The following is a 25,605-nucleotide window of genomic DNA, read 5'->3' as shown; positions in this document are numbered from 1 at the left end:
CGCTCCGCTTTGCCCACCCTACGGCATCTGGCGTGCGGTAAAAAATCACCTGTTATTTCAGTTGCTTAATTACATATTGGTGCAAGGTCAAAAATTCAATTTGAACGCCGTTCATTTTCAAGCTACATATATTGAACATTGTTCAATTTTTGGAGCCGGCATGTTGCGCCCAAATGATCCCGCCCAAGCGACCAATCCGATGCTCCCGTCGGTATCCCGCCGCTTCTCGTTCGCCGCCACACAACTCCGCGAGAGATACCTGATTGCGGCCCTCTGCGCTCTGACGCTGTCGGCACTCCTCGCTCCCGCGCTGCCCGCCGCCGCTTGGCACATCCCGCACTTCGTCGACAATCGCACCTGGCTCGGTGTGCCCAACGCCGGCGATGTGCTGAGCAATCTCGCCTTTCTCGCGATGGGCGTCTGGGGTTCGGAGCGGATCCGCGCCCGCCATGATGCGCCCGTGGGTGCAAGCTGGTTCTTCGTCGGACTGATCCTCACCTGCCTGGGATCTGGCTTCTATCACCTCGACCCCGACATGCCGCAACGGCTCGTGGCCGACCGCCTCGGCATGGCGGTGGCATTTGCGGGCTTTCTGGGCATCGCGGCCAGTGAGCGCATTAGCGTGCGTGCCGGCGAGGCGGTGCTGGTGCTGATGATGGTTGCGGGCTTGCTTGCTGCCTGGGTGGCACGCGAGAATCTCACGCCATGGGTGGTTGTGCAGTTCGGCGGCATGGCACTTGCCGTGGGACTGGCGTTGACGCGGCTGCGGCCTGGCGCGCTCGGCGTGCCGCTCGGCGGCGTGATCTTCTTTTATGTGCTGGCGAAGCTGTTCGAACTCGGCGACGCGCTCATTTTCGAAGCGACAGGACACATCGTCTCGGGCCACACCCTCAAGCATCTCGCTGCTGCCTTGGCGGCGTGGCCCGTGATCAGATCGTTGGCGCCAACTGGCTCCGCCCCGTGCCCTCGTTGAGCAGACACGCCACCTGATGCCCGTCGCCCGCTTCCATCAGCGCCGGTCGCTCCGTCTTGCAACGCTCCATCGCAAATCGGCAGCGGGTGTGAAACGCGCATCCGGGCGGCGGATTGACCGGGCTCGGCACGTCGCCGTCGACCAGCGGCGCGAGCTTCTTCGCGAGCGGATTCGCCACGGGCACCGAGGCGAGCAGCGCCTGCGTGTAGGGATGCCTGGGATTGCGAAACAGCTCGTCCTTGCCTGCGATCTCGACGATGCGGCCGAGATACATCACGGCGACGCGATGGCTGATATGAGCGACCACGGCAAGATCGTGCGCGATGAAGAGATAAGAGAAGCCGTGCTGGCGCTGCAGGTCGATCAGCAGGTTGATGACCTGCGCCTGGATCGAGACGTCGAGCGCGGACACCGGCTCGTCGCAGACGATCAGGCGCGGCTCGAGTGCGAGCGCGCGCGCGATGCAGATGCGCTGGCGCTGGCCGCCGGAGAATTGGTGCGGGAAGTTGTGCATCTGGTCGGCTCGCAAGCCCACCTGCTCGAACAGCGTTGCGACCCGCGCATCCAGCGCCTTGCCGCTGGCGATCCCGTGCACCGCAAGCGGCTCGCCGACGATGTCGCCGGCGGTCATGCGCGGATTGAGCGAGGCGAACGGGTCCTGGAAGACGATCTGCATCGAGCGCCGGTGCGGGCGCAGTGCCGCCTTGGACAGATGGGTGATGTCCTCGCCTTCGAGCCGAATCTGGCCCGAGGTTGGCTCGACCAGCCGCAACACGCTGCGCGCCACCGTCGACTTGCCGCAACCGGATTCGCCGACGAGCCCGAGCGTCTCGCCGGCATGAACCGAGAACGAGACGCCGTCGACCGAGTGCACGGTGCCAACTTGCCTGCGCAATACGCCGGCCCGCACCGGGTAGTGCTTCTTGAGGTTGGTGACTTCGAGCAGAACTTCGCTCATGCCACCTCCGCGACTTCAGCCGCACGCCAGCAGGCTGCAAGATGTCCGCCGCCCCAATCCGCCAGCGGCGGATACTCGGCCTCGCAGCGCTTGATTGCGAGCTTGCAGCGCGGTGCGAAGGCGCAGCCCTTCGGCAGCCGCACCAGCGACGGCACGGTGCCGGGAATTTCGTTCAGCCGTGCCTGCGCCGGGACGCCGGTGGCCGGCACGGCCGGGATCGAAGCCATCAGCCCGCGCGTGTAGGGATGTTTTGGTGCGGCGAACAGCGCTTCGACGCTGGCTTCCTCGACCTTTCGCCCCGCATACATCACGATCACGCGCTGCGCCGTCTGCGCGACAACGCCAAGATCATGCGTGATCAGCACGAGCCCGGTGCCGAGCTCCTTCTGAAGGTCGAGGATCAGCGCCAGGATCTGCGCCTGGATGGTGACGTCGAGCGCGGTGGTCGGTTCGTCCGCGATCAGCAGCGCCGGCCGGCAGGCCAGCGCCATCGCGATCATCGCGCGCTGACGCATGCCGCCGGAGAGTTGATGCGGATATTCCTTCGCGCGTCGCGCCGGCTCGGGAATGCGGACCAGGCGCAGCATCTCGACGGCGATATTCCGGGCCTCTTTGGCCGGGATGTTCCGGTGCAGCCGCACCGCCTCGACGATCTGGTCGCCAATCCGCATCACCGGATTGAGCGAAGTCATCGGCTCCTGGAAGATCATCGAGATGCGGTTGCCCCTGACTGCGCGCATCTCCGCCTCATCCAGCGCCAGCAGGTCGGTGCCTTCGAGCGAAATCGAGCCGCCGACGATGCGGCCGGGCGGATCGGGCACCAGCCGCATCAGCGACAGCGCCGTGACGCTCTTGCCGCAACCGGATTCGCCGACGATCGCCAGTGTCTCGCCGCGCTTGACGGTAAAGGAGAGGTCGTCGACGGCTTTGAACAAACCGGAATTGGTGAAGAACACCGTTTTCAGGTTCTTCACTTCGAGCACAAGGTGGGATTTGTCCGTCATCAGCCGCGCTGCCTCGGATCCAGGATGTCGCGCAGGGCGTCGCCGAACAGGTTGGCGCCGAACACGGCGAGGCTGATCGCAATGCCCGGGAAGATCACCAGCCACGGCGCGGTGCGGACATACTCGGCGGCGGACTCGGAGAGCATGCGGCCCCATGACGGATAAGGCTCGGGAATGCCGAGGCCGAGGAAGGAGAGCGAAGCTTCCGTCAGGATGGTCGAGCCGAGCTGCGCGGTCGCGAGCACGATCAGCGGCGCCAGCGTGTTCGGCAGCACGTGGCGGAGCGCGATGCGCACTTCGCTCATGCCGATCGACTTGGCGGCTTCGATAAAGGGGAGTTCGCGCAGCGCCAGCGTGTTGGCACGGATGACGCGCGCAACGGTCGGGATCAGCGGAATGGCAATCGCAATGATCACGTTCGGCAGCGACGGGCCGAGTGCCGCCGTCATCACCAGCGCCAGCACCAGCAGCGGCAGAGCCTGGAGGACGTCGGAGACGCGCTGGAATACGAGATCGACCCAGCCGGAGAGATAGCCGGAGGTGAGGCCGACGATGACGCCGATCGTGCCGCCGAGCGCGGTCGAGCCGATCCCGACCGCAAGCGAGATCCGCGCGCCGTGGATGATGCGGCTGAACACGTCGCGGCCGAAGGAGTCTGTTCCCATCCAGTGCGCCAGGCTCGGGCGGGCCAGAGCGCGGGCCGAATCGATCGACAGGGGATCATAACGCGCGATGAAATCGGCGAAGATGGCCGTGAACACGAACACGGTCATGATGATGAGGCCGGCGGCGCCCAGCACATGCCGCTGTGCCAGAAACAGCACGCGGCGCCAGCCTCCGGTCGCATGCGCGCCGGCCCGCCTCAGTTCAACGTCGAAGTCGATCGCGGCCAAATTGATCTCCTAATCCGTGTACCTGATGCGCGGATCGAACACGGCGTAGAGCATGTCGACGATGAAATTCGCGCTCACCACCACGACGGCGATCAGCATCACGAGGTTCTGCACAATCGGATAGTCGCGCCAGCGGATCGCCTCGACCAGGAAGCGGGCGACGCCGGGGATGTTGAACACCGTCTCGGTGACGATCAGGCCGCCGATCAGGAAGGCCGCCTCGATGCCGATCACGGTGATGACGGGCAGGATCGCGTTCTTCAGCGCGTGCTGATAGTTCACGGCGGCATCGGAGGCGCCCTTGGCGCGCGCGGTGCGGATGTAGTCCTGACGCAGCACCTCCAGCATCGAGGACCGCGTGATGCGCATGGTCAGCGCGGCGCTGCGGAAACCGACGGCGGCGGCCGGTACGGCGTAGGTTGCGAAAGCCTCGAGCCAGGTCTGCGGATTCGGATTGAAGATCGGCATCTGGCCGAACATCGCCACCGACGCCGTGAGGATGAGGAGGCCGAGCCAGAACGAGGGCAGCGACAAGCCGCTGAGGCTGACGACACGCAAGGCGTAATCCAGCCGTGTGCCCTGCTTCACGGCGCTGATGACGCCGAGCGGAATGCCAATCGAGACCGAGAACAACAGCGCGAGGCCGGCGAGCCGCGCCGTGATCGGGATCCGCGGCAATATCTCCTGGAGCGCCGGCTTTTCGGAGACGTAGGAGTAACCAAAATCGCCGCGCAGAAAACCGCTGATCCAATGCCAATATTGCACGATCAGCGGCTGGTCGATGCCGAGCTCCTTCTCCAGGTTGGCCTTGTCGGCGGGATCGACATAGCCGGCCGCGGCGAACAGGATGTCGACGATGTTGCCGGGCACGATGCGCAGCAGGAGGAAGATGACGATCGAGATCCCGAACAGGGTCACGAGCATCAGGAACAGGCGTCGCACCAGATAGGCAAACATCCTTCGCCCTCCGCGAGCCGCTAGAGCATGATCCGGAAAAGTGCGCAGCGGTTTTCCGACAAGATCATGCTCAAAACCAAAATCCCAAAGCCTTCAGCCTGCCGCGCTACTTGTCGAGCCACGCGTCCTCGTAGCGGAAGCCGTTATAGGAGCTGTTCGACATGATCGTGACGCCCTTGACATAGGGCTGCCAGCACGTGCCGGCCCGTGCATGGAAGATGATCGGGCGGGCGACATCCTCCTGCAGCTTCTTGTCGATATCCCAGACCAGCGGCTTGCGCTTGCTGGTGTCGGTCTCCTGCGATTGCACGTCGAACAGCTTCTCGATCTCCTTGTTGCAGTAATTGGTGTAGTTCCGCTCCGAGCCGCAGGAATAGTTTTCGTAGAAGGACTGGTCGGGATCGTCGACGGAATTGCCGGTCAGATTGAGGCCGAGCATGTAGTCCTTGCGCGCGACTTTCGGGAACCAGTTCGCAGTTTCGACGACGTCGAGCTCGCCGTCGATATAGATGCTCTTGAGCTGGTCGATCAGGATCACGGCGGGGTCGCGATATTCCGCGAGATTGCGCGTCGAGACCTTCACCGCGAGGTGCTTGTCGGGGCCGTAGCCCGCCTTCTGCATCAGCTTCTTCGCTTCCTCGCGGTTCGCGTTCACGTCCCGGCCATAGCCCGGAATGGTCTCGAGCTTTTCCTTGGGCATGCCCCAGACGCCTTGAGGCAGTGGCAGCATGGTGCCGCCGATGTCGGCCTGGCCTTCGAACAGGATATCGACGAAGGCCTTGCGGTCGAGCGCAAGCGCCACCGCCCGGCGAATATCGATGTTGTCGAACGGCGCCGAGGTCGAATTGACGATGATGTTGGTCGAAACGTTGGTCGGTTCGACGACGCAAGACGCGTTCGGCGCCTGCGACTTGATGTCCTTCAGCAGCGGAATCGTGATGTGGGTCGGGAAGGTCATGTCGAACTTGCCGGCGACGAAGGCGAGAATCGCGGTCGAGCGGTTCGTGATGATCGTGTACTCGATGCCGTCGAGATAGGGCAGGCCCTTCTTCCAATAGTCCGGATTTCGCGTCAGCTTGATCGATTCATTGGCCTTGAACTCGACGAACTTGAACGGTCCGGTCCCGATCGGATGGGTGCGCATGTCCGCCGGCGAGACGTGACAGGGATAGACCGGCGTATAGCCGGACGCGAGCATCGCCAGCAGTGACGGCTGTGGCCGCTTCAGGTCAAAGGAGACCTCGAAATCGCCACTCGTCGTGATCTCGTTGACTTCGTTGTACCAGGCCTTGCGCGGATTCTGCCGCAGCTTCTGCTGTGACTTGCCCATCAGCAGATCGAAGCTGCATTTGACGTCGGCCGATGTGAACGGCTTGCCGTCGTGCCATTTGACGCCCTGGCGCAGCTTGAACGTCAGCTTCTTGTTGTCGCTGCTCCAGGACCAGCTTTCGGCGAGCTCGGGCCGCAGGGTCTCAGGACTATTCTGCGCGATGTGCTGGTCGTAAATGACAAGGTTATTGAAGACGCCCATGAACGGCACGTTGACCGAATAGGTCGCGCCCTCGAGGATCGATGCGTTGGCCGGGCTGTCGCGGTGATACATTCGCAGGACGCCGCCCTGCTTGGGCTCGCCGGCGAGCGTGTTGGTTGAGGCCGTCAGCACAGATAGCGCCGCCATTGCGGCGAGCGCCCACACGCTCCGCATGCTCATCCTCCCTGGACATCAGTCTTTTTGGCCTTTGCGGCCTGTTTGTCGCGACGATAGCACGCGAGTCGAGGGAGGCAACCGGTAAGGCCGCATGCCGCCTCGACAATTCGGATGACCGAAGGCCGCAGGTCTTCATACTCTCACGATGTGAGAGTGCAGGTGCGAAGAGATGGTTCCGGTGCCGGTCTTGCGCGCAGTCGTATCAACAAGCTCCTCTGTGGTCCCGGTGAACGTCGGGACGACAGCGAGCTCGCCGCCGCGCCCTCACACGATCCTCGACGCCTTGTTCCCCCAATACCGGTCCCGGAGCAGGCGCTTGTACAACTTCCCGGTCGGCAGCCGCGGCAATTCCTTCTCGAAATCGACCGAGCGCGGCACCTTCTGCCGCGACAGCGATTTTGCGCAGAATGCGATCAGCTCTTCGGCGAACGCCTCGCCCGGCACGACATCAGGCATCGGCTGTACCACCGCCTTCACCTCTTCGCCGAGATCGGGATTGGGCACGCCGAACACCGCGGCATCGGCGACCTTGGGATGGGTGATCAGCAAATTCTCGCATTCCTGCGGGTAGATGTTCACGCCACCGGAGATGATCATGAAGGTGGCGCGATCGGTGAGGTAGAGAAACCGGTCGGCATCGACATAGCCGACGTCGCCGACCGTGCTCATGCTGCCGTCGGCCGAGCGCGCCTCCTTGGTCTTCTCCGGATCGTTGAAATATTCGAACGGCGAGGCGGTCTTGAACCACACCTGGCCGGGCGTTCCGGTCGGACATTCCCGCATGTTCTGGTCGAGGATGTGGAGGTCGCCGAGCAGCACCTTGCCGACGGTGCCGCGGTGGCTAAGCCATTCCTCGCTGTTGCAGGCGGTAAAGCCGAGGCCTTCGGTGGCGCCGTAATATTCGTGGATGATTGGGCCCCACCATTTGATGATGTCGTCCTTGACCAGAGCCGGGCAGGGCGCAGCGGCGTGGATGGCGATCTCCAGCGACGAAAGGTCGTAGCGGCCGCGCGCCTCCTCCGGCAACTTCAGCATGCGCGAGAACATGGTCGGCACCAGCTGGGTGTGGGTGATGCCCCACCGCTGGACGAGCTCGAGGTAACGCTCGGGATCGAAACTCTCCATGATGATCACGGTGCCGCCCATGCGGATCGTGAGGTTCACGGCCGCCTGCGGCGCCGAGTGATAGAGCGGCGCCGGCGAGAGATAGACCATGCCCTCGCGGTAGTGCCAGAGCTTGGTGAGGAAATCGAACAGCGGCAGATTGTGCTTCGGCGGCTCCTCCGGCAGCGGCCGCAGAATGCCTTTCGGCCGTCCCGTCGTGCCGGACGAATAGAGCATGGCCGTGCCGAGCCACTCATCCGCGATCGGTGTTGCCGGCATATCCGCGGTGACGTCCGCAAGTCCGACGATGCGCTCGCTCTCGCCGGGGCCGTCGGCGACGATGCAGAGCTTGATGTCGGGGCAGGCCTTGATCGCCTCGCGGGCGATGTCGAGCTTCGCCACCGAGGTGATCAGGATCTTCGACTGGCTGTTGACCAGCAGATAGGCGAGTTCGCCCGGCGTCAGGAACGAGTTGATGCAGGTGTAGTACAGCCCGGAGCGTTCGCCGGCGCCGCAGGCCTCCAGATAGCGCGAATTGTTCTCCATGAAGATCGAGTAGTGGTCGAGCCGCTTCAAGCCGTGCTTGCGGAACAGATGGGCCAGCCGGTTGCTGCGCGCATCGAGCTCGCGATAGGTGACGGCCTCGCCCGTGGCCGCCATGATGAAGGCGGGCTGCAGCGGGCGTAGGCGGGCATGCTGACCTGGGTACATCTATCCTCCGGCTTTGGATTATGCGGCGAGAAGCAGGATTTCGCGCACCTGCGCCGGGCCTTCGATCTTGCGCGGGTTGCGCGGGATCCAGTTGGTGCGCATCGCCTGGTCGGCGATTGTCTCGAAATGCTCGGGCGATACACGCACCTCTGCGAGGCTGCGCGGCATGCCCAGCGAGCGGATGAAGGCATCGAGCACGTCGGCAGCGTTGTGGCCGGGAAAGCCCATGGCGGCCGCGACGATCATCTGCCGCTCGGCATTGGCGCTTGCATTCCAGCGCATCACCGCCGGCAGCATGATGCAGGACGTGTAACCGTGCGGCACGTCGAAGGCCGCGCCGAGCACGTAGCCGATGCCGTGGCTCGCGCCCATGGGAACGCCGGCCGCGAGCGCGCCCATCGACAGCCAGGTGCCGATCTGCGCGTCCATCCGCGCGTCGAGATCGGCGGGGTCGGCTTTCACCCGCGGCAGCGCGTCGGCGAGCATGGCGAGGCCCTTCACCGCTTGCGCGTCGGCATAGGGATGCGTCTCGCGCGAGCAGATCGCCTCGACGCAATGGTCGATGGCGCGGATGCCGGTCGACAGGAACAGCCATTCCGGGGTGTGCACGGTGATCGCGGGATCGAGTATGGTCGCGCGCGGTACGGCGAGCGGATGCCGCAGCATCTGCTTCACATGCGCAGCTCGGTCGGTCACGCCCGCAATGGACGAGAACTCGCCGCCCGCGATCGTCGTGGGCACGCTAACCTGGCGCACGGTCGGCGCCGTCATCTCCGGTGCGACGCCCTTGTGCACGCGGATCCGCTCGATGCCGTCGATATCGTCGATGCCGTTGGCGAGGCAAAGCTGCACCGCCTTGGCGCCTTCGGTGATCGAGCCGCCACCCACGGTGACGATGAGGTCGGCGCCGGCCTCGCGCGCCGCGTTGGTTGCCGCGATCACCGCCTCGCGCGGCGTGTGCGCCGGCATGGCATCGAACAGGCCAGCGCAGCGGGGGCCCAAAGCCTGCTTGATTTTCTCGATTTCGTCGGTCTGCCGGTTCAGTGTGCCCGAAACCATCAGGAAGGCACGGCGCGTTCCCAGCCGGTCCATCTGCGCGACGATGGCCTCAGTTGCAGGATGGCCGAACACGACCTCCTCGATCGCGCCGAAAACGACACGTCCCTGGTGCACGCCTGTCCTCCCGGACAATTCGTCTTGTTTTTGTAAGGGCAATCTAGCCGAGCGGATGGCGTTCGTCATGTGCGAAGGCGCTGGCTCTCTCTTACCCTCCCCCTCCAGGGGAGGGTGGCATCGTGCCTTCGTCATCAGTCTCGCATCGCGTGAGAGAGCTCCACTCCCTCCCGTCAACCCGCCATCCGGTCAGGGCGCGCTTGGAAGCCCTGCACGCGCTTTGGTCTTGAAGTGGTCATCAACTGCACCCATCTTGGAACGCCCGCGGGTAAATGCCTACCCTGCCTTTTCCGCGGCTTTTGACATGAGGACGATGCGAGGACCTGGGATGGCTGGACCGGATGGAAGCGAGCGACTTGTCAAAAAGCACGAATTCGTCCAGCCGCGGCATTACGCACTAGCGGGTCTCCTCGTCGCTTCGTTCGCGCTCACCGGTTGCGGGCAGCCCACCTCGCAAGCGTCTGCCCCGCCGCCGGCGCCCGTGACGGTCGCCCAGCCGGTCAAGCGCACCGTTACCGATTGGGACGAGTTCACCGGCCGCTTCGAGGCGGTGGAGGAGGTGCAGGTGCGCCCGCGCGTCGGCGGCTTCGTCAACTCGGTCGAATTCCAGGACGGCGCCATCGTGCATCAGGGCGATCTGCTTTACGTGATCGACCCGCGTCCGTTCGAGGCGGTGGCCACGCAGGCGGAGGGGCAGCTGTCGGATGCCCGCGCCAAGGTGGAACTTGCCAAGCGCGAGCTCGACCGCGGCCTCAGCCTGGTGCAGACCAGCGCGGTCTCCGAGCAGGTCGTCGATCAGCGCCGTCAGGCCCTGCAAGCTGCGCATGCGGCGGAGGTGCAGGCTGAAGGTGCGCTCAAAGCCGCCAGACTGAACATCGAGTTCACGCACGTGACGGCACCGTTGACCGGCCGCGTCAGCCGTCATCTCGTCAGCCCCGGCAATCTCGTGCAGGGCAGTGACACCGGCACCTCGACGCTGCTCACCTCGATCGTCGCGCTCGATCCGATCTACGTCTATTTCGACATGGATGAGGCGACCTTCATCAAATACAGCAAGCTGTGGTTCGAAGGGCGGCGCCCGAGCTCGCGCGACACGGCCAATCCGGTGCAGGTGACGCTCGCCGGCGAAACCAAGCCGTCCCATGAAGGCACCATCAATTTCCTCGACAACCGGCTCGACGTTTCGACCGGCACGCTGCGCAGCCGCGCCGTGGTCAAGAATACCGATCTGTCGATCCTGCCCGGCCAGTTCGGGCGCGTACGGCTGATCGGCAGCGCACCCTATGAGGCCCTGCTGATTCCGGACGTCGCTGTTGCGACCGACCAGTCCCGCAAGATCGTGTTCGTGGTGAAGCCCGACGACACCGTCGAGGCGCGTCCCGTGGTGCTCGGGCCGCTGGATGACGGCCTGCGCGTGATCCGCGAAGGATTGAAGGCCGAGGACCGCGTCATCGTCAACGGCATCCAGCGTGCCCGTGTCGGTGCCAAGGTTGCCCCGCAGACCGCGCAAGCCCCAGCCGGTGGCAAGTCATGAATCTCGGTCGTCTCTCCATCAACCAGCCCATCCTGGCGATGGTGCTGTCGATCGTGCTCCTGATCATCGGTGCGCTCGCCTACACCACGCTGCCGGTGTCCGAATATCCGCAAGTGGTGCCGCCCACCGTCGTCGTCACCACGCAATATCCCGGCGCCTCCGCGCAGACCGTCTCCGACACGGTCGCAGCTCCCATCGAGCAGGAGATCAACGGCGTCGAGGACATGCTGTACCTCTACAGCCAGGCGACCTCGAACGGCCAGCTCACCATCACCGTCACCTTCAAGCTCGGCACCGATCTCGACAAGGCCCAGGTGCTGGTGCAGAACCGCGTCGCGATCGCGCAGCCGCGCCTGCCCGAGGAGGTCCAGCGCAACGGCGTCACCACGCGCAAGAACTCGCCCGATATCCTGATGGTCGTGTTCATGCTGTCGCCCGACGACACCTTCGACCAGCTCTACATCTCCAATTACGCGCTGCTCCAGGTCCGCGACCAGCTGCTGCGTCTCGACGGCGTCGGCGACATCCAGATCTTCGGCGCGCGCGACTATTCGATGCGGCTGTGGCTCGACCCTGACCGGATCGCCAATCTCGGCCTGACCTCGGCGGAAGTGCTGGCCGCGATCCGCGCCCAGAACGTGCAGATCGCCGGCGGCCAGATCGCCGAGCCGCCGATCGCCGATCGCGCGTTCCAGCCGAATCTCACCTTTACCGGGCGCCTGAAGGACCAGAAGCAGTTCGAGGACATCCTGATCAAGGCCGGCTCCGATGGCCGCGTCGTTCGGCTGCGTGACGTCGCCCGCATCGAGCTCGGGGCGCTCGCCTACAGCACCAACAGCTTCCTGCTGCGCAAATCCGCGGTCGCCATGCTGGTGACGCAGCGGCCGGGATCGAACGCTCTCGCTACCGCGAAGAGCATTACCGACACCATGACGAGGCTGAAGGAGAGCTTCCCGAAAGGTCTCGACTACAATATCGGCTACAACCCGACCGAATTCATCGCGCAGTCCGTCCACGAGCTGATCAAGACCATCTATGAGGCCATGCTGCTCGTGGTCATCGTCGTGCTGGTATTCCTGCAGGGCTGGCGGCCCGCGATCATTCCGATCATCGCGATCCCGGTGTCGCTGGTCGGCACCTTCGCGGTGATGGCGGCGCTGGGCTTCTCCATCAACAATCTCACACTATTCGGCCTCGTCCTCGCGGTCGGCATCGTGGTCGATGATGCCATCGTGGTGGTCGAGAATGTCGAGCGCCATCTCGAGCATGGCATGAGCCGGCGCGATGCCGCGCTCAAGACCATGGAGGAGGTCGGCGGCGCGCTGGTCTCGATCGCGCTGGTGCTCTGCGCCGTGTTCGTCCCGACCGCGTTCCTGGGCGGTATTTCCGGGCAGTTCTTCCAGCAATTCGCCGTCACCATTGCGGTTGCGACCGCGATCTCCTGCTTCTGCTCGCTGACGCTGTCGCCGGCGCTGGCCTCGCAGATCCTGGTGCCGCACGAGGAGAAGCGGCCGCCGGCAAGCTGGAATGTCATCGCGCGGGCGTGGGGTGCCTTCACCGGGGTCTTCAACCGTGTGTTCGACCGGTTGGCGCACGGCTATGCCGGCCTCGCCAATTTCGTGATCCGCCATGCGGTGGTGATGATCCTGATCTACGTCGCGCTGATCGGAAGCGCCGGCTGGCTGATCGCGACTACGCCGCAAGGCTTCATCCCGGCGCAGGACCGCGGCTACGTCATCGTATCCGTGCAATTGCCGGGCGCGGCTTCGCTGGCGCGCACCACCGAGGTCGTGCGCGAGATCGAGCGGATCGCGCTGGATACGCCGGGCATCGTCCGCGTCGCCGCTTTCGCCGGCTTCTCCGGCGCAACGCGCACGCAGGCGGGTAATGCCGCGGCGCTCTTCCCGGTGTTCGACGAGCCCGAGGCGCGGATGAAGAAGGGATTGTCTGCGAACGCCATCACGGTCGAGCTGCGCAAGCGCCTGTCCGCGATCCAGGGCGCCTTCATCATCGTGATCCCGCCGCCGGCCGTGCCTGGCATCGGCACCGGCGGCGGCTTCACCATCCGCATCCAGGACCGTCAGGGCCGCGGGCCTGAGTTGCTCGCCGCGGCCACCGACGAGCTCGTCGCCGCGGCGCGCAAATCGCCCTCGCTGCTCGGCCCCACGGTGTTCTCGCCGTTCTCGGCCAACACGCCGCAGCTCTTCGTCGACATCGACCGCACCAAGGCGCAGAAGCTCGGCGTTCCCATCTCCAATATCAACGACACGATCCAGAGTTATTTCGGATCGACCTATGTCAACGACTTCAACCTGTTCGGCCGCACCTATCACGTCACCGCGCAGGCCGACTTCCCGTTCCGGAAAGAGCCCAGCGACCTCGCACGCCTGCGCACACGCAACGCGTCCGGTGACATGGTGATGCTCGGCAGCGTGGTCGAGTTCAAGGACGTCTCCGGACCTGATCGCGTCGCGCGCTACAATCTCTACGCGGCCTCCGAGCTCCAGGGCGAACCGGCGCCGGGCACCAGCTCGACCACGGCGCTCAACACCATCAAGAAGCTCGCGGACGACACCTTGCCGAGCGGCTTCACCTTCGAATGGACTGACCTCTCCTATCAGCAGATCACAGGCGGCAATGCCGGCCTCTACGTGTTCCCGATCTGCGTGCTGTTCGTCTACCTCGTGCTCGCTGCGCAATATGGCAGCTGGACTTTGCCGTTCGCGGTGATCCTGATCGTGCCGATGTGCCTGCTCGCTGCCACCATCGGCGTGCGCATCATGGGTCAGGACGTCAACATCCTCACCCAGATCGGCTTCGTCGTGCTGGTGGGGCTGGCGGCCAAGAACGCGATCCTGATCGTCGAGTTCGCGCGCGACATCGAGAACGAGGGCAAGCCGCGGCTGGAGGCGGTGATTGACGCCTGCCGGCTGCGCCTGCGGCCGATCCTGATGACGTCCTTCGCCTTCATCCTCGGCGTGCTGCCATTGGTGATATCGAGCGGCTCCGGCTCGGAGATGCGGCAGGCCGTCGGCGTCGCCGTGTTCTTCGGCATGATCGGCGTCACCCTGTTCGGCCTGTTGTTCACGCCGATCTTCTACGTGGTGGTGCGGAACCTGGCGGAAGGGCGGAATGAGGGGAAGAAGCCGCAGGTGGCGGCCCCCTAGTTGTCGGTGGCGGTCACGTGCGTCCCCTCACTCACGGTGTCGTCCCCGCGAAAGCGGGGACCCATAGCCACAGGGAGGAGTTTGGCGAAGACTAGGAGTTACCAGCTTCGGCCCAAACTCCTCCCAGTGGTTATGGATCCCGGATCTTCGCTTCGCTCGTCCGGGACGACAGCTCATTTTTGTCGCGCCACCCGCGATGCCAATTGGCACACGCCCATACTAACGACCAACGTGAAATGGATGGGCAGGCGCGGGGTTCTTCACTAGTATCCGCGCGATTTCAAAACAGAAAACTGCTGGGAGCTAACAGATGAAATCAGCACTTTTGGCCGCCGTCGCAACCTCTGCTCTGGTGCTGGCGGCGCCGGCCTCCGCGCAAGGCGTCAAGATAGGCATCCTCAACGACCAATCCGGCGTCTATGCCGATTACGGCGGCAAATGGTCGGTCGAGGCGGCCAAGATGGCGATCGAGGATTTTGGCGGCGAGGTGCTGGGTCAGAAGGTCGAGCTCGTCACCGCCGATCACCAGAACAAGCCTGACCTCGCGACCTCGATCGCGCGGCGCTGGTACGACGTCGAGAACGTCGACATGATCACGGAGCTGACGACCTCCTCGGTCGCGCTCGCGATCCACGAGCTCTCCAAGGAAAAGAAGAAGATAGACATCGTCGTCGGCGCCGCCACCTCGCGGCTGACCGGCGATGCCTGCCAACCCTACGGCTTCCACTGGGCCTACGACACCCGCGCGCTCGGTGTCGGCACCGGTGGTGCGCTGACCAAAGCCGGCGGCGACACCTGGTTCTTCCTCACTGCGGACTACGCCTTCGGTTACGCGCTGGAGAAGGACACCAGCGAGATCGTCACCGCCAATGGCGGCAAGGTGGTCGGCTCGGTGCGCGTGCCGCTCAATTCCTCGGACTTCTCCTCGTTCCTGCTGCAGGCGCAGAGCTCGAAGGCGAAGATCGTCGGCCTTGCCAATGCCGGCCTCGACACCACCAATTCGATCAAGCAGGCGTCCGAGTTCGGCATCGTCGCCAGCGGCCAGAAGCTCGCGGGCCTATTGATGACGCTTGCCGAAGTGAACGGCCTCGGCCTCCAGGCTGCACAGGGCCTGGTGCTGACCGAAGGCTATTACTGGGACGTCAACGACAAGTCCCGCAATCTCGGCGAACGCTTCCTCAAGCGCACCGGCCGGATGCCGAACATGATTCAGGCCGGCACCTATTCGGCGACGCTGAGCTATCTGAAGGCAGTCAAGGCGGCAGGCACCAAGGATCCGGATGCGGTTGCCAAGAAGCTGAAGGAGCTGCCGGTCGACGACGATTTCGCGCAAGGCGGCAAGGTGCTCGAGAACGGCCGCATGATCCACGACATGTATCTGTTCGAGGTCAAGAAGCCCTCGGAATCGAAGAAGCCCTGGGACTATTACAAGCTGCTCGCCACCGTCCCCGGCGACAAGGCCTTCTTCACCGCCAAGGACAGCGGCTGCCCGCTGACGAAGTGAGGCTCTCGTGTCCCGGACGCGCTGCAGCGTGAAACGCTGCTGCGCAGAGCCGGGACCCACGCTTCTCCGGGCGTGGAGGCCTGACTGGATCCCGGTTCAGCGGCGCAGCGTTGCACGCTGCGCCGTGCCCGGGACACGAGCACGCGTGATGTGATTCACTACACCAGCCGCAACACCACCGCACCCAGCGCGCCGGCCCACAGTGCGATGGCGGCGATGCCCTGGATCATGAAGCCTGGGCCGCGCTTGGCTGCCGCCTTCGTATAGCCGACGAAGTAGACGATGCGGCCGATGATCCAGACCGCGCCGATCCCTGCCGCGATGCCGTCGCTGATATAGATCGCGAACAGCCAGAGCGCCGGCAGGACAATCGGCATCCATTCCAGCGTGTTCATCTGGATGCGGAAGGCGCGTTCGAAATCCGGATGGCCCGACATCGCCGGCACCTTGACGCCGGTCTTGGTGCGCGCGCTCGAGACGTTGATGGCGGTGAAGAAATAAAATGCGATCGCCAGCAACGTGACGAGGGCGGTGAGGTGATACATCGCGGAATCCCGTTGAAGAGGTCGCCGCTTCAATACCCGGTCAGCTCGAGATAGCCAACGCCGTCATGCGTCCCGGCAAATCTGATCGGCCCCTCCCAATAGGAGAAGCCGGTCCCCATCCAGGCCCTGGGATTGAGCGGCTTGCAGTGGATCGAGAACGATCGCGACGGGATCGCGATCTGCCATTCCACCGGCAGCTTGCGTCCCGCAACCTCCGCCGTCGCCTTCGGGATCATCTGGATGTCGCCGCCCGCGATCATCTGCGTTTCGCCGGCAGCGCTGATCCAGTTGCCGAGGGGATAGTCGCTGCCGTCCTTCTGCCGTAGCCGGTACAGCATCAGCTTGTCGCCTGACGACAGATGCAGCGACAGCCAGTCCCAGCCGGTCTGGTCGGCGTCGAGCGGCTGGCTGCTCCATTCGCGGTCCATCCAGGCCTGGCCCGTCACGTCCACCGGTTTGTCGTCGATGGTGAGCGTGCCGCGGGCGCGGTAGAACGGCTGGCTGTAATAATAGGACGCCTGCCCACGCTCCGACTTGCGGCTGTAGCCGCGATCGCCTTGCAACACCACAGCGCGATCGGCCTCCAGCGTCAGTGCGTAGCTGAAATCTGTGCTGGACGCCCTCAGCGCCAGCGGCGCCAAAGTGCGGTCATCGGTTCGCTCGAGAGCCTTCATCTCCCAATCGTCGATCCAGGCATCGAACGGCTTGGCCGTGACGCCAGCCTGCCCGACCCCGCCGCGTGAAAAGACCTCGTTGAAGCGGTGGGTGTCGGCGCGCGTCACTGCGGCATGCGCCATCCAGATTTGCTGATTGGCCCAGCCTTCGCCTTGCGGGCCCGGCTGCGTTGCTTGGCGGAAAAGCGTCCATTGCAAGCCGCAAGCCGCACCGCTGGAATCGACGAGGTTTGCCGTGAGATACCACCACTCGATGCGAAACTCCGGATGCGGCCCGTGATCGCCAGGAAAGGCAAACAGCTTTCCCGGCGTCACCTTCCCAAAGTCATCCGCTTTCTCACCGAGCCCCGCATAGCCTTGCGCGCTGGCGCGGCGTGCGAGCGCCAGCGCAGCGAAGCCGCCGGCGAAGGCGCGGCGCGACATGCGATCAGCGCTCATTGGCAAACACCTTGACGAGATTTGCTGGCTGCATTCGCGCCAGCCGTGCCACGGGCAACAGTGCCGCAAGCAGCGACGCCAACAGCGCGACCGCGACCAGCTCGACCAGCTGCAGTGGGAACACGTGGAACGGCAGCCGCCAGCCGAACGCCTTCACGTTCACGATCGCGATCAGGCACCACGCCACCAGGAGCCCGAGCGGCACGGCGAGCAGCGCCGTGAACAGCGCCACCGACAGGGTCTTGGTCAATTCGATCGCGGCAAGGCGCGGTCGCGTGATGCCGATCGCCCATAGCGGCGCGAGGTGCGGCAGGCGGGAGTTCGCCAGCGTCAACAGGCTGGTGAACAGCGCGATCCCGGCGACACCGAGTGTGAACGCATTCAGCGCCGAGGTCACCGCAAAGGTGCGGTTGAAGATGCGGATCGATTCCGCCTTCACCGTCGCCTGGTCGGCCACACTGCGGTCGTCGAGCGCAAATTGCTTCTGCAAATCCGCGATCAGGCCGGGGATGTTCTCCTTGGCGACGATCAGGCCGATCCGCGTTTGCGGCGTCTGCGGAAACTGCCGGATCAGCGCCGCGACGTTCACGGTCAGCTGCCCCTTGGGATTGCCGTAATCGGCATAGACGCCGACGATGTCGAGCTCCCAGGTCCCGCCCGGCGCCGGCACCTCGACGACGTCGCCGATGCGGACGTTGAGGCGGCGGCTGAGCTGCTCGCTGATGAAGGCGGCATTGCCCGGCATGAGCCGGTTCCAGGCGCGCGGCGCGGCTTCGAGCAGCGGCCAGCGATCGCGATAGAGCGCGTGATCGGGCAGGCCGAGCAATTCCACCGGCTGGCCCTGAAGCTGGGCCTCGGCGCGACCGCCCGACAGGATCGCCTGCACGTCGCTGCGCTCGCGCAGCCAGTTGCGGATGGCGACGCCTTGCGCATTGTCGGAGGCGCTGACGTAGACGTCGGCGGCGAGCCGTCCATTGAGCCAGCCGAGGAAGGTGCGGCTGAACGTCTCCACCATGGTGGACACGCCGACATTGACGGCGAGCGCGAGCAGCAGCGCCATCAGCGCCAGCGACAATCCGGATAGCTGCTGCCGGCTGTCCGCCCAGAACCACAGCGCAAGCGGTTTCCTCGCGGCGCGCTGACCCGCTAGCAGGATGATCTCGAGCAACGCCGGCAGGATCAAGGCCGCGCCGAACATCAGCGCCGCCAGCACGCCAAAGCCCGCGATCAGCGATTGCCCGTACTGAAGCAACAGCAGCGCGACCGCGAACACGGCGCAGGCGGCGAGGCTCTGCAGGATCAGCCAGCGGCGCTGCCGCTGCTGCCAGGCGTGCGGCTGCGCGGTCGCCAGCACCGGCATCCTGATCGCCTTGATCAGGCTGGTCGCCGCCGCAACAAGCGCGCCCGCAATGCTGATGCCGATGCCGGCGAGCCACCATTCAGGCTGTAAGGTCAGTTGCCCCGGGATTTGTGCGCCATAGAGCCCGCGTAGTGACGCCGCGACGTCGGGCAGCAGCACTGCCGCGATGAAATAGCCGCAGACGAGCCCGATCAGGCCGGCGATCAGCGCCAGCGCCACGAGCTCGACCACCAGCACGGCGTTGACCAGCCGCGCCGAGGCGCCGCAGGCGCGCAGCGTTCGCAGCATCGGCAGCCGCTGCTCGAAAGCGAGGCCGACGGCCGAGTTGACGATGAACAGGCCGACGAAGAACGACAACAGGCCGAACGCCGTGAGATTGAGGTGAAAGCTGTCGGTGAGGCGTTCCAGCTCGGTCTCTGCAGTCGGCTCGACCAGCTGCAACTGGTCGCCGACCACGCTTGCCAGCGGCGCAGGCTTGCTCTTGGGCTTGCCGATCAGAAGCCGCGACAGCTGATCCGGCTTGTTCAGCAGACGCTGCGCCACGCCGATATCGACCACCAGCACGCCGGGCGCGAGCTGCGGCAACACGCGCAGCGGCGGCAATCTTGTGCCGTTGCTGATCGGGGGCGCAGCGCCCTCTGTTTCCTGCAAGTCGCTCAGCGTCTCCCGCGCCACCAATGTCTGGCCCGGTGGTGCAACAAAACTGCCTAAATCCGCAGCACCGAGACGCGGTGCGTTGCCGATTTCGACCGGCAGCGTGACCGGTTCGATCCCGAGCAGCCGCACCGAGCGTCCGTTAATCTGGACCCGACCCTCCAGCGCCGGCGACACCGGCCAGCCGGCGCGGCGGAGTTTGATGAACAGCTCCTGGGAAAATGTCGCGCTAGCAGGCGCGACCAGCATGGCCGTGCGGGTGCCGCCAAATGTCGCCGCGGCGCGGTCATAGGCATTGCGGGCCTGCTGGTTGATGGCCTGCACGCCGCTCCACAGCGCGGTCGCCGCGATCAGCCCGACCAGCAGCGTCGCGAACTGCATCTTGTGACGCCGCCAATGGCTGAGCAGCACTGCGAGCACCCAGAGCGCGCGTCTCATGCGATCCGCCCCGCATGCAGGGTGAGATGGCGGTCGAGCGTGCCGGCCAGATGCAGGCTATGGGTCACCATCAGGAAGCCGCAGCCGGTGCGCGCGACGAGGTCGCGCGTCAGCGCCAGCACGTTCTCGGCGGTGGTCTCATCGAGATTGCCGGTCGGCTCGTCCGCCAGCAGCAGCGATGGCCTTGTCGCCAGCGCCCGGCCGATCGCGACCCGTTGCTGCTGGCCGCCGGACAATTGCTCGGGATAGCGCTTCAGCAGAGCGCCGAGGCCGAGCCGTTCGACCAGCTCCTTGGTCCAGGCTGCATCGTGACGGTCGGCGATCCGCGCCTGGAAAACCAGATTGTCCGCGACCGACAGGCTCGGGATCAGGTTGAATTGCTGAAAAACCAGGCCGATCCGGTCGCGCCGCAAGCTGGCGCGCCCTGCATCGGACAGCGCGGTGACCTCTTTGTCCTCCAGCCGGATCGTGCCGCCATCGGCGGCGTCGAGTCCCGCGATCAGGTGCAACAATGTGCTCTTGCCGCTGCCGGACTCGCCGGTCAGCGCGACGCGTTCGCCCTCCTTAAGGTCGAGATCGACGCCACGCAGCACATGGACCGGCTCGCCGGCCGAGGAGAAGGTCTTGGAGAGATTCTTGATGCTCAACACGATGAATGGCGCCGGGCGGAATTAGCGGAATTGCTGCGTAGCACACTTGCTGCGGAAATGCCGGGTTGCGTTGGTCTCGAAGCCGTTGTTAGCTCCCAAGACAGCCAAATCAAAAAAGTGCCAAAAGACATCGACGGGGGAGAATCATGAGCGTTGAGGGAACGACGGAGGTAGCCGGCAAGGCGATCGGGACCAAGGCAACGCCAAAGGGCGCCTGGACCGTCACCTTTCTCCTCTTCCTCTTCATGGTCGTGAACTTCGCCGACAAGATCGTCGTCGGTCTCGCCGGCGTGCCGATCATGACCGATCTGAAGCTCACCCCGGAGCAGTTCGGCCTGCTCGGCTCCTCGTTCTTCTTCCTGTTCTCGATCGCCGCCATCGTGGTCGGCTTCATCGTCAACAAGGTGCCGACGCGCTGGGTGCTGCTCGTGCTCGCAGTGATCTGGGCGCTGGCGCAGTTTCCGATGGTTGGCACCGTCTCCTTCACCACGCTGCTGATCTGCCGCATCGTGCTGGGTGCCGGCGAAGGCCCGGCCTTCTCCGTCGCCGCGCACGCGATCTACAAATGGTTCCCCGACGAGAAGCGCACGCTGCCGACCGCGATCCTGTCGCAGGGCTCGGCCTTCGGCGTGATCCTCGCGGTGCCGGCGCTGAACTGGGTCATCGTCAATCATTCCTGGCACTATGCCTTCGGCGCGCTCGGCGTCGTCGGCCTGATCTGGGTTTGTGCCTGGCTCGCACTCGGCAAGGAAGGCCCGCTGGAGGACACGCAGGTCCTGGCCGCGACCGAGCAGAAGATCCCTTACTTGCAGCTTCTCACCTCTCGCACCTTCATCGGCTGCGTCGCCGCGACCTTCGGTGCCTATTGGGCGCTGTCGCTGGGCCTGACCTGGTTCACGCCGTTCATCGTCAAGGGGCTCGGCTTCTCGCAGAGCCAGGCCGGCTTCATCTCGATCCTGCCCTGGGTGTTCGGCGCCACCATCGTCATTCTCACCGGGTGGATCTCGCAGGTGATGATGGCGCGCGGCTACAACACCCGCGTGGCTCGCGGCGTGCTCGGCTCGGTGCCGCTGGTGATCGGCGGGCTGATTCTGGCGATGATGCCACATGTTCAGGGCGCGGGCTTGCAGATCGCGCTGCTCGTGGTCGGCTCTGGCCTGTGCGGGGCGATCTATGTGGTCTGCCCGCCGATGCTCGGCGAGTTCACGCCGTCGTCGCAGCGCGGCGCGATCCTCGCGATCTACGGTGCGCTCTACACGCTCGCCGGCATCATTGCGCCCGCCGTGATGGGGGCGATGATCCAGCGTGCCGGCAGCACGGTCGATGGCTACATGGCCGGCTTCACCATCAACGCCGTGATCATGGTCGGCTCCGGCCTGCTCGGCCTGCTGCTGCTGTGGCCGAACTCGGAAAAGGCAAGGTTAGTGCGTGGTGCTGCGGCACAGGCCAGCGCGCTGAAGGGTGCGGTGTCGCCGACGTAAGGGGGCTGTTCTCTGACCCTCCCCCTCCAGGGGAGGGTCAGTAACAACGCCGTGCTAGCTCGCGAGCCCCTGCGCCCCGCGAATCAGCTTCCCCGGCCGCCGGCCCGTGGCCTCGCCATGCCGCCGCGTCACCACGCCTGAGACGATCGTGGCGTCATAGCCGTCGACGTCCTGCAACAGCCGCCGCCCGCCGACCGGCAGATCGTAATGCACCTTCGGCGGATGCAGGTGCAGCCGGTCATAGTCGATCACGTTGACGTCGGCCTTGTAGCCGGGCGCAATCAGGCCGCGATCGGTGAGGCCGACGGAGAGTGCGGTCTTGCGCGACTGTGCCGCGACCACGAACGGGATCGACAGCTTCTCGCCGCGCGTGCGGTCGCGCGTCCAATGCGTCAGCAGATAGGTCGGGAAGCTCGCATCGCAGATGATGCCGCAATGCGCGCCGCCGTCGGACAGGCCCGGCACCGATTGCGGGTCGATCAGCATCTCGCGGGTCGCGTCGAGATTGCCGTCGGCATAGTTGAGGAACGGCACGTAGAGCATGCCGCGGCCCTCGTCCGACAGCATCGCGTCATAGGCGAGCTCTTCCGGCTGACGGCCCTGCTTGCGCGCTTGCGGCCCCAGTGCGTTCTCCGGCGGTTGCTCGTAATCGGGGGGATCGCCGAGCAGGAACATCTTGTCGTAGTTCGGACGGAAGAACAGCGGATCGTCGGTGGCGGTCGCCGTCTCGCTCAAGATGGCCTTGCGCACATCGCTCTGATGCAGCCGCGCCAGCCGCTCCTTCAAGGGAAGATGCGCGATCGCCCTGTAGCTCGGATGGGTCTGGAATGGATTGCGCGACAGCTCGAGCCCGAGCAGCAGGCCGACCGGGCGCGCCGCGATCTGCGCGGTGATTGAGAGACCGCGCTTCGCCGCCGCATTGATCTCGTCCAGCGTCTGGCGCCAGCGGTTTGGCGATTTGTCGTTCTGCGTGATCGAGAACGAGATCGGACACTTCGTCGTGTCGGCGACCCGCAACATCATCGGCAAATCTTCGTGGATGGTGGAGAGATCCAGCACGAACTGCAACACGCTGCGGCCCTGGCTGTGCATCGCCCCGGCGATCGCGGTGAGCTCGTCCTCGCCGGCCTTCAGCGTCGGCGTGAAGTCGCCGGTGGAGGTGCGGTGGTTGAGCGTGCGCGAGGTCGAGAAGCCGAGCGCGCCGGAGCGCACCGCTTCGCCCGCGAGCTTCGCCATAGCGGCATTGTCCTCCGCGGTCGAGGGATCGCGGCGCGCGCCGCGCTCGCCCATGACATAGACCCGCAGCGCCGCATGCGGCAGCTGCGCGCCGACATCGATGTCGAAGTCGCGCTTGGAGAGCCAGTTCATGTAGTCCGGAAAGCTCTCCCAGGCCCAGGGAATGCCGGCGCTCAGGACAGGCTCGGGAATGTCCTCGACGCCTTCCATCAGCTGGATCAGGCGGGTGTGATCGACAGGCTTGCACGGCGCAAAGCCGACGCCGCAATTGCCCATGATCGCCGTGGTGACGCCGTTCTGCGAGGACGGCGTGATATCCTGGCTCCACGTGACCTGGCCATCGTAATGGGTGTGCACGTCGACGAAACCCGGCGTCACCAGTTTTCCGCGCGCGTCGATTTCCTCGGTACCTTTGCCAGAGATCTTCCCGACCTCGCTGATCCTGCCGCCGGTGATGGCGACGTCGGCCTCGAACAGCTCGCCGCCGCGACCATCCGCAACGGTGCCGCCGCGGATCACGAGATCAGGATTGTTCATGTGTTTCTTCCCGGTTTGTTTCTTGTTTCTTGTCGTCGTCCCGGACAAGCGCGCTCTAAGCGCGCGCAGATCCGGGACCCATAACCACAGGCAGCAACTTAGCGAAGACTCGGAGTGACCAGCTTCGCGCGACAATAGCTCCCTTTGGTTATGGGACCCCGCCCCCCGTGCGCAATTGCGCACCAGGCGGGGACGACGGTCGAATTTGTAGCTACGCCTTGCCTTCCCGCTTCCGCTCCGTGAACGGGGACAGCACCACCGTCGCCACCATGAACACCACCGACGCGCCGAACACCCAGTGCGGCGCGCTCTGGTCCATGATCCAGCCGAACAGCAGCGGTGAGATGATGCCGCCGAGATTGAAACCGGTCGAGACGATGCCGAAGGCGCGCCCCGCAGCGCCGGGAGGTGCCGCATTGCGCACCAGCATGTCGCGCGAGGGGGCGATCACGCCGGAGAGAAAACCCGCCGCCGTCATCGCGGCGGTCAGGGCCCAGCCGGGCAGCGTCACCAGCGCGATCAGCAGCACGATCGCCGCGTTCACGGCAAAGCAGGCCGCGGCGACATAGCCGTGGCGTTCGGTGTGATCGGCGAGGAAACCGCCGGCAAGCACGCCGGCGGCGCTGGCGCCAAGGAATGCCGTCAGCATGACGTTGGCTGCCGAGTAGGACGTGCCATAGCCGCTCATCAGCGCGACAACGCCGAAATTGTTGATACCGGCGACCGAGAGGCTGAGCAGCATGAACAGCGCGGTCAGCACGATCAGCGCCGGTGTGATGACAGCCTGCTTCGGCGCGTTCTCCGCGCCCGGCTTCTTCTTGCTGGCGCCGGCGTCGGGAATGTTCATGACGAGCAGCAGCAATGCCACCAGAATGCCGATCGCACCCGATGCGATCAGCGCGCCGACGCCGCCGGACAGTGTGACGAGTGCAGCCACGATCGCCGGCGCCACCGCGCCTCCGAGAAAACCGGCAAAGGTGTGGATTGAGAAGGCGCGGCCCATCCGTGCCTCGTCCATGTGCTCGGCCAGGATCGCGTAGTCGGCGGGGTGATAGACGCTATTGGCGAGACCCAGCAGCACGGCGCAGGCGATCAGCGAGGCGTAGCTGAGGTGCAGGCCGAGCAGGATCAGCGCGAAGCCGCCGAGCGTGAGGCCGATCAGCAGAATTCGCCGCGCGCCAAAATGGTCGACGAGATAGCCGGTCGGCGCCTGCGTCAATCCGGACACCACCGCGAACACGGTGAGCGCGAAGCCGAGCTCGATATAGCCGACGCCGAGCTGAGCCTTGAGGAACGGGAACAGCATCGGCAGGACCAGCAGATGGAAATGGCTGACCCAATGCGCGATCGAGATTCCGGTCAGCGTGCGTAGCGCGCTGTCCGCCTTGCCTTGCTGCGGTGCGGCGAGAACGTCGACCATTGCAATTCCGGTTTCACTCCCTGGAAGGCGCGCAAACTATCGGGGAGAGCGGTTATTTGTCCATGAACGCAGGCGCATGGCAGGTAGTGCGGGTGGGGCGCTGCCATCTCAAGATCTGCTCACTGGTTCAGCGAGGCACACCCCCTTGTGGGGGAGGGCGGGGGAGAGGCGTACCCAGCAAAGGCTCCATCCGGTCGATGCAGAGTTAATCGCCGCCCTCTCCAAAGAGTGTGCCGTGTGGCACCCTCTCCCTAACCCTCCCCACTAGGGAGGGAACGCACCGTTCGTGAGGTGAACTTCATGCTCTCACAACGACTCGTCATCCGGACCGTAGCGGTCGCGTTTGGGCGTCGCGATATCGCCGTCCTCGTAGTCATCGTCATCGGGAGGAGGCGAGGGTATCTTCACCTTGTCTTCCGCCCGCTTTTTGTCAGCGATTTTGGGCGGCTCGCTTGGCTTGCCGATCTTGGCCATGGCTGTTCCCGG

At 64.9% G+C, this 25,605-nt stretch carries 19 protein-coding genes; 5 read left to right on the top strand and 14 right to left on the bottom strand.

Features of this window, described 5'->3' with window-relative positions; genetic code table 11:
* Positions 1 to 100: 100 nt before the first annotated feature.
* Complete coding sequence (locus RAD10_RS02505) at positions 101 to 973, top strand: hypothetical protein (RefSeq protein WP_461616190.1); 873 nt, start codon at positions 101 to 103, stop codon at positions 971 to 973.
* On the opposite strand, the gene RAD10_RS02500 is transcribed toward RAD10_RS02505, so the two are convergent.
* The 7 genes from RAD10_RS02500 to RAD10_RS02470 form a co-directional block, all read right to left on the bottom strand.
* Complete coding sequence (locus tag RAD10_RS02500) at positions 930 to 1,931, bottom strand: ABC transporter ATP-binding protein (RefSeq protein ID WP_461616189.1); 1,002 nt, start codon at positions 1,929 to 1,931, stop codon at positions 930 to 932. The two genes, RAD10_RS02505 and RAD10_RS02500, sit on opposite strands and share 44 nt — an antisense overlap.
* Entirely contained in the window at positions 1,928 to 2,935 is a 1,008-nt protein-coding gene (locus RAD10_RS02495) for an ABC transporter ATP-binding protein (protein WP_461616188.1), read from the bottom strand. Before RAD10_RS02495 ends, RAD10_RS02500 begins: the two co-directional genes overlap by 4 nt.
* Entirely contained in the window at positions 2,935 to 3,828 is an 894-nt protein-coding gene (locus RAD10_RS02490) for an ABC transporter permease (protein ID WP_461616187.1), read from the bottom strand. Before RAD10_RS02490 ends, RAD10_RS02495 begins: the two co-directional genes overlap by 1 nt.
* 9 nt (positions 3,829 to 3,837) lie before the next feature.
* The gene (locus RAD10_RS02485) at positions 3,838 to 4,785 is read right to left on the bottom strand and encodes an ABC transporter permease (RefSeq protein WP_028139688.1); all 948 of its coding nucleotides are present in this window, start codon (positions 4,783 to 4,785) and stop codon (positions 3,838 to 3,840) included.
* 106 nt (positions 4,786 to 4,891) lie between these two features.
* The gene (locus RAD10_RS02480) at positions 4,892 to 6,490 is read right to left on the bottom strand and encodes an ABC transporter substrate-binding protein (RefSeq protein WP_461616186.1); all 1,599 of its coding nucleotides are present in this window, start codon (positions 6,488 to 6,490) and stop codon (positions 4,892 to 4,894) included.
* A 267-nt stretch (positions 6,491 to 6,757) separates the two neighbouring features.
* Entirely contained in the window at positions 6,758 to 8,308 is a 1,551-nt protein-coding gene (locus RAD10_RS02475; RefSeq protein WP_461616185.1) for an AMP-binding protein, read from the bottom strand.
* A gap of 18 nt (positions 8,309 to 8,326) precedes the next feature.
* Positions 8,327 to 9,481, bottom strand: coding sequence for an iron-containing alcohol dehydrogenase (locus tag RAD10_RS02470; protein ID WP_461616573.1), 1,155 nt, complete (start codon positions 9,479 to 9,481; stop codon positions 8,327 to 8,329).
* 328 nt (positions 9,482 to 9,809) lie between these two features.
* Here RAD10_RS02470 and RAD10_RS02465 point away from each other — a divergent pair, with 328 nt between their 5' ends.
* From RAD10_RS02465 to RAD10_RS02455, 3 genes are all read left to right on the top strand, one after another.
* Positions 9,810 to 11,015, top strand: a complete 1,206-nt coding sequence (locus RAD10_RS02465) for an efflux RND transporter periplasmic adaptor subunit (protein WP_461616184.1) — start codon at positions 9,810 to 9,812, stop codon at positions 11,013 to 11,015.
* Complete coding sequence (locus RAD10_RS02460; RefSeq protein ID WP_461616183.1) at positions 11,012 to 14,182, top strand: efflux RND transporter permease subunit; 3,171 nt, start codon at positions 11,012 to 11,014, stop codon at positions 14,180 to 14,182. The genes RAD10_RS02465 and RAD10_RS02460 overlap by 4 nt, the downstream gene beginning before the upstream one ends.
* Positions 14,183 to 14,492: 310 nt before the next feature.
* Complete coding sequence (locus RAD10_RS02455) at positions 14,493 to 15,686, top strand: ABC transporter substrate-binding protein (RefSeq protein ID WP_104461980.1); 1,194 nt, start codon at positions 14,493 to 14,495, stop codon at positions 15,684 to 15,686.
* 158 nt (positions 15,687 to 15,844) lie between these two features.
* Here the strand turns inward: RAD10_RS02455 and RAD10_RS02450 are convergent, their stop codons facing one another.
* Genes RAD10_RS02450 through RAD10_RS02435 form a run of 4 tightly spaced genes read right to left on the bottom strand, consistent with a single transcriptional unit; the run spans position 15,845 to position 20,445 of the window.
* Positions 15,845 to 16,231: an MAPEG family protein gene (locus RAD10_RS02450; protein WP_461616182.1), complete on the bottom strand. Its 387-nt coding sequence runs from the start codon at positions 16,229 to 16,231 to the stop codon at positions 15,845 to 15,847.
* 29 nt (positions 16,232 to 16,260) lie between these two features.
* Positions 16,261 to 17,343, bottom strand: coding sequence for a lipocalin-like domain-containing protein (locus tag RAD10_RS02445; RefSeq protein WP_461616181.1), 1,083 nt, complete (start codon positions 17,341 to 17,343; stop codon positions 16,261 to 16,263).
* Positions 17,333 to 19,795 (bottom strand): FtsX-like permease family protein, encoded by a 2,463-nt coding sequence (locus tag RAD10_RS02440; RefSeq protein WP_461616180.1) that lies wholly within the window; start codon positions 19,793 to 19,795, stop codon positions 17,333 to 17,335. Before RAD10_RS02440 ends, RAD10_RS02445 begins: the two co-directional genes overlap by 11 nt.
* The gene (locus RAD10_RS02435; RefSeq protein WP_461616179.1) at positions 19,792 to 20,445 is read right to left on the bottom strand and encodes an ABC transporter ATP-binding protein; all 654 of its coding nucleotides are present in this window, start codon (positions 20,443 to 20,445) and stop codon (positions 19,792 to 19,794) included. The genes RAD10_RS02440 and RAD10_RS02435 overlap by 4 nt, the downstream gene beginning before the upstream one ends.
* 146 nt (positions 20,446 to 20,591) lie before the next feature.
* On the opposite strand from RAD10_RS02435, the gene RAD10_RS02430 reads away from it, so the two are divergent.
* Positions 20,592 to 21,926 carry an MFS transporter gene (locus RAD10_RS02430; RefSeq protein WP_461616178.1) on the top strand — a complete coding sequence of 445 codons (1,335 nt, stop codon included), beginning with the start codon at positions 20,592 to 20,594 and terminating at the stop codon, positions 21,924 to 21,926.
* Positions 21,927 to 21,980: 54 nt separating this feature from the next.
* Here the strand turns inward: RAD10_RS02430 and RAD10_RS02425 are convergent, their stop codons facing one another.
* The 3 genes from RAD10_RS02425 to RAD10_RS02415 all read right to left on the bottom strand — a co-directional run bounded on the left by RAD10_RS02425 (position 21,981) and on the right by RAD10_RS02415 (position 25,593).
* On the bottom strand, positions 21,981 to 23,699 hold the full coding sequence (locus RAD10_RS02425) for an N-acyl-D-amino-acid deacylase family protein (protein ID WP_461616177.1): 1,719 nt from the start codon (positions 23,697 to 23,699) through the stop codon (positions 21,981 to 21,983).
* A 211-nt stretch (positions 23,700 to 23,910) separates the two neighbouring features.
* Positions 23,911 to 25,119: an MFS transporter gene (locus RAD10_RS02420; RefSeq protein WP_461616176.1), complete on the bottom strand. Its 1,209-nt coding sequence runs from the start codon at positions 25,117 to 25,119 to the stop codon at positions 23,911 to 23,913.
* 306 nt (positions 25,120 to 25,425) lie between these two features.
* A complete protein-coding gene (locus tag RAD10_RS02415; RefSeq protein WP_461616175.1) occupies positions 25,426 to 25,593 on the bottom strand; it encodes a hypothetical protein in 168 nt (55 codons plus the stop codon).
* Positions 25,594 to 25,605: the final 12 nt, after the last annotated feature.

This window comes from Bradyrhizobium sp. 23AC (genome assembly GCF_054863025.1).
The sequence above is the reverse complement of the archived record's forward strand: the minus strand, read 5'-3'. Positions and strand labels throughout refer to the sequence as shown.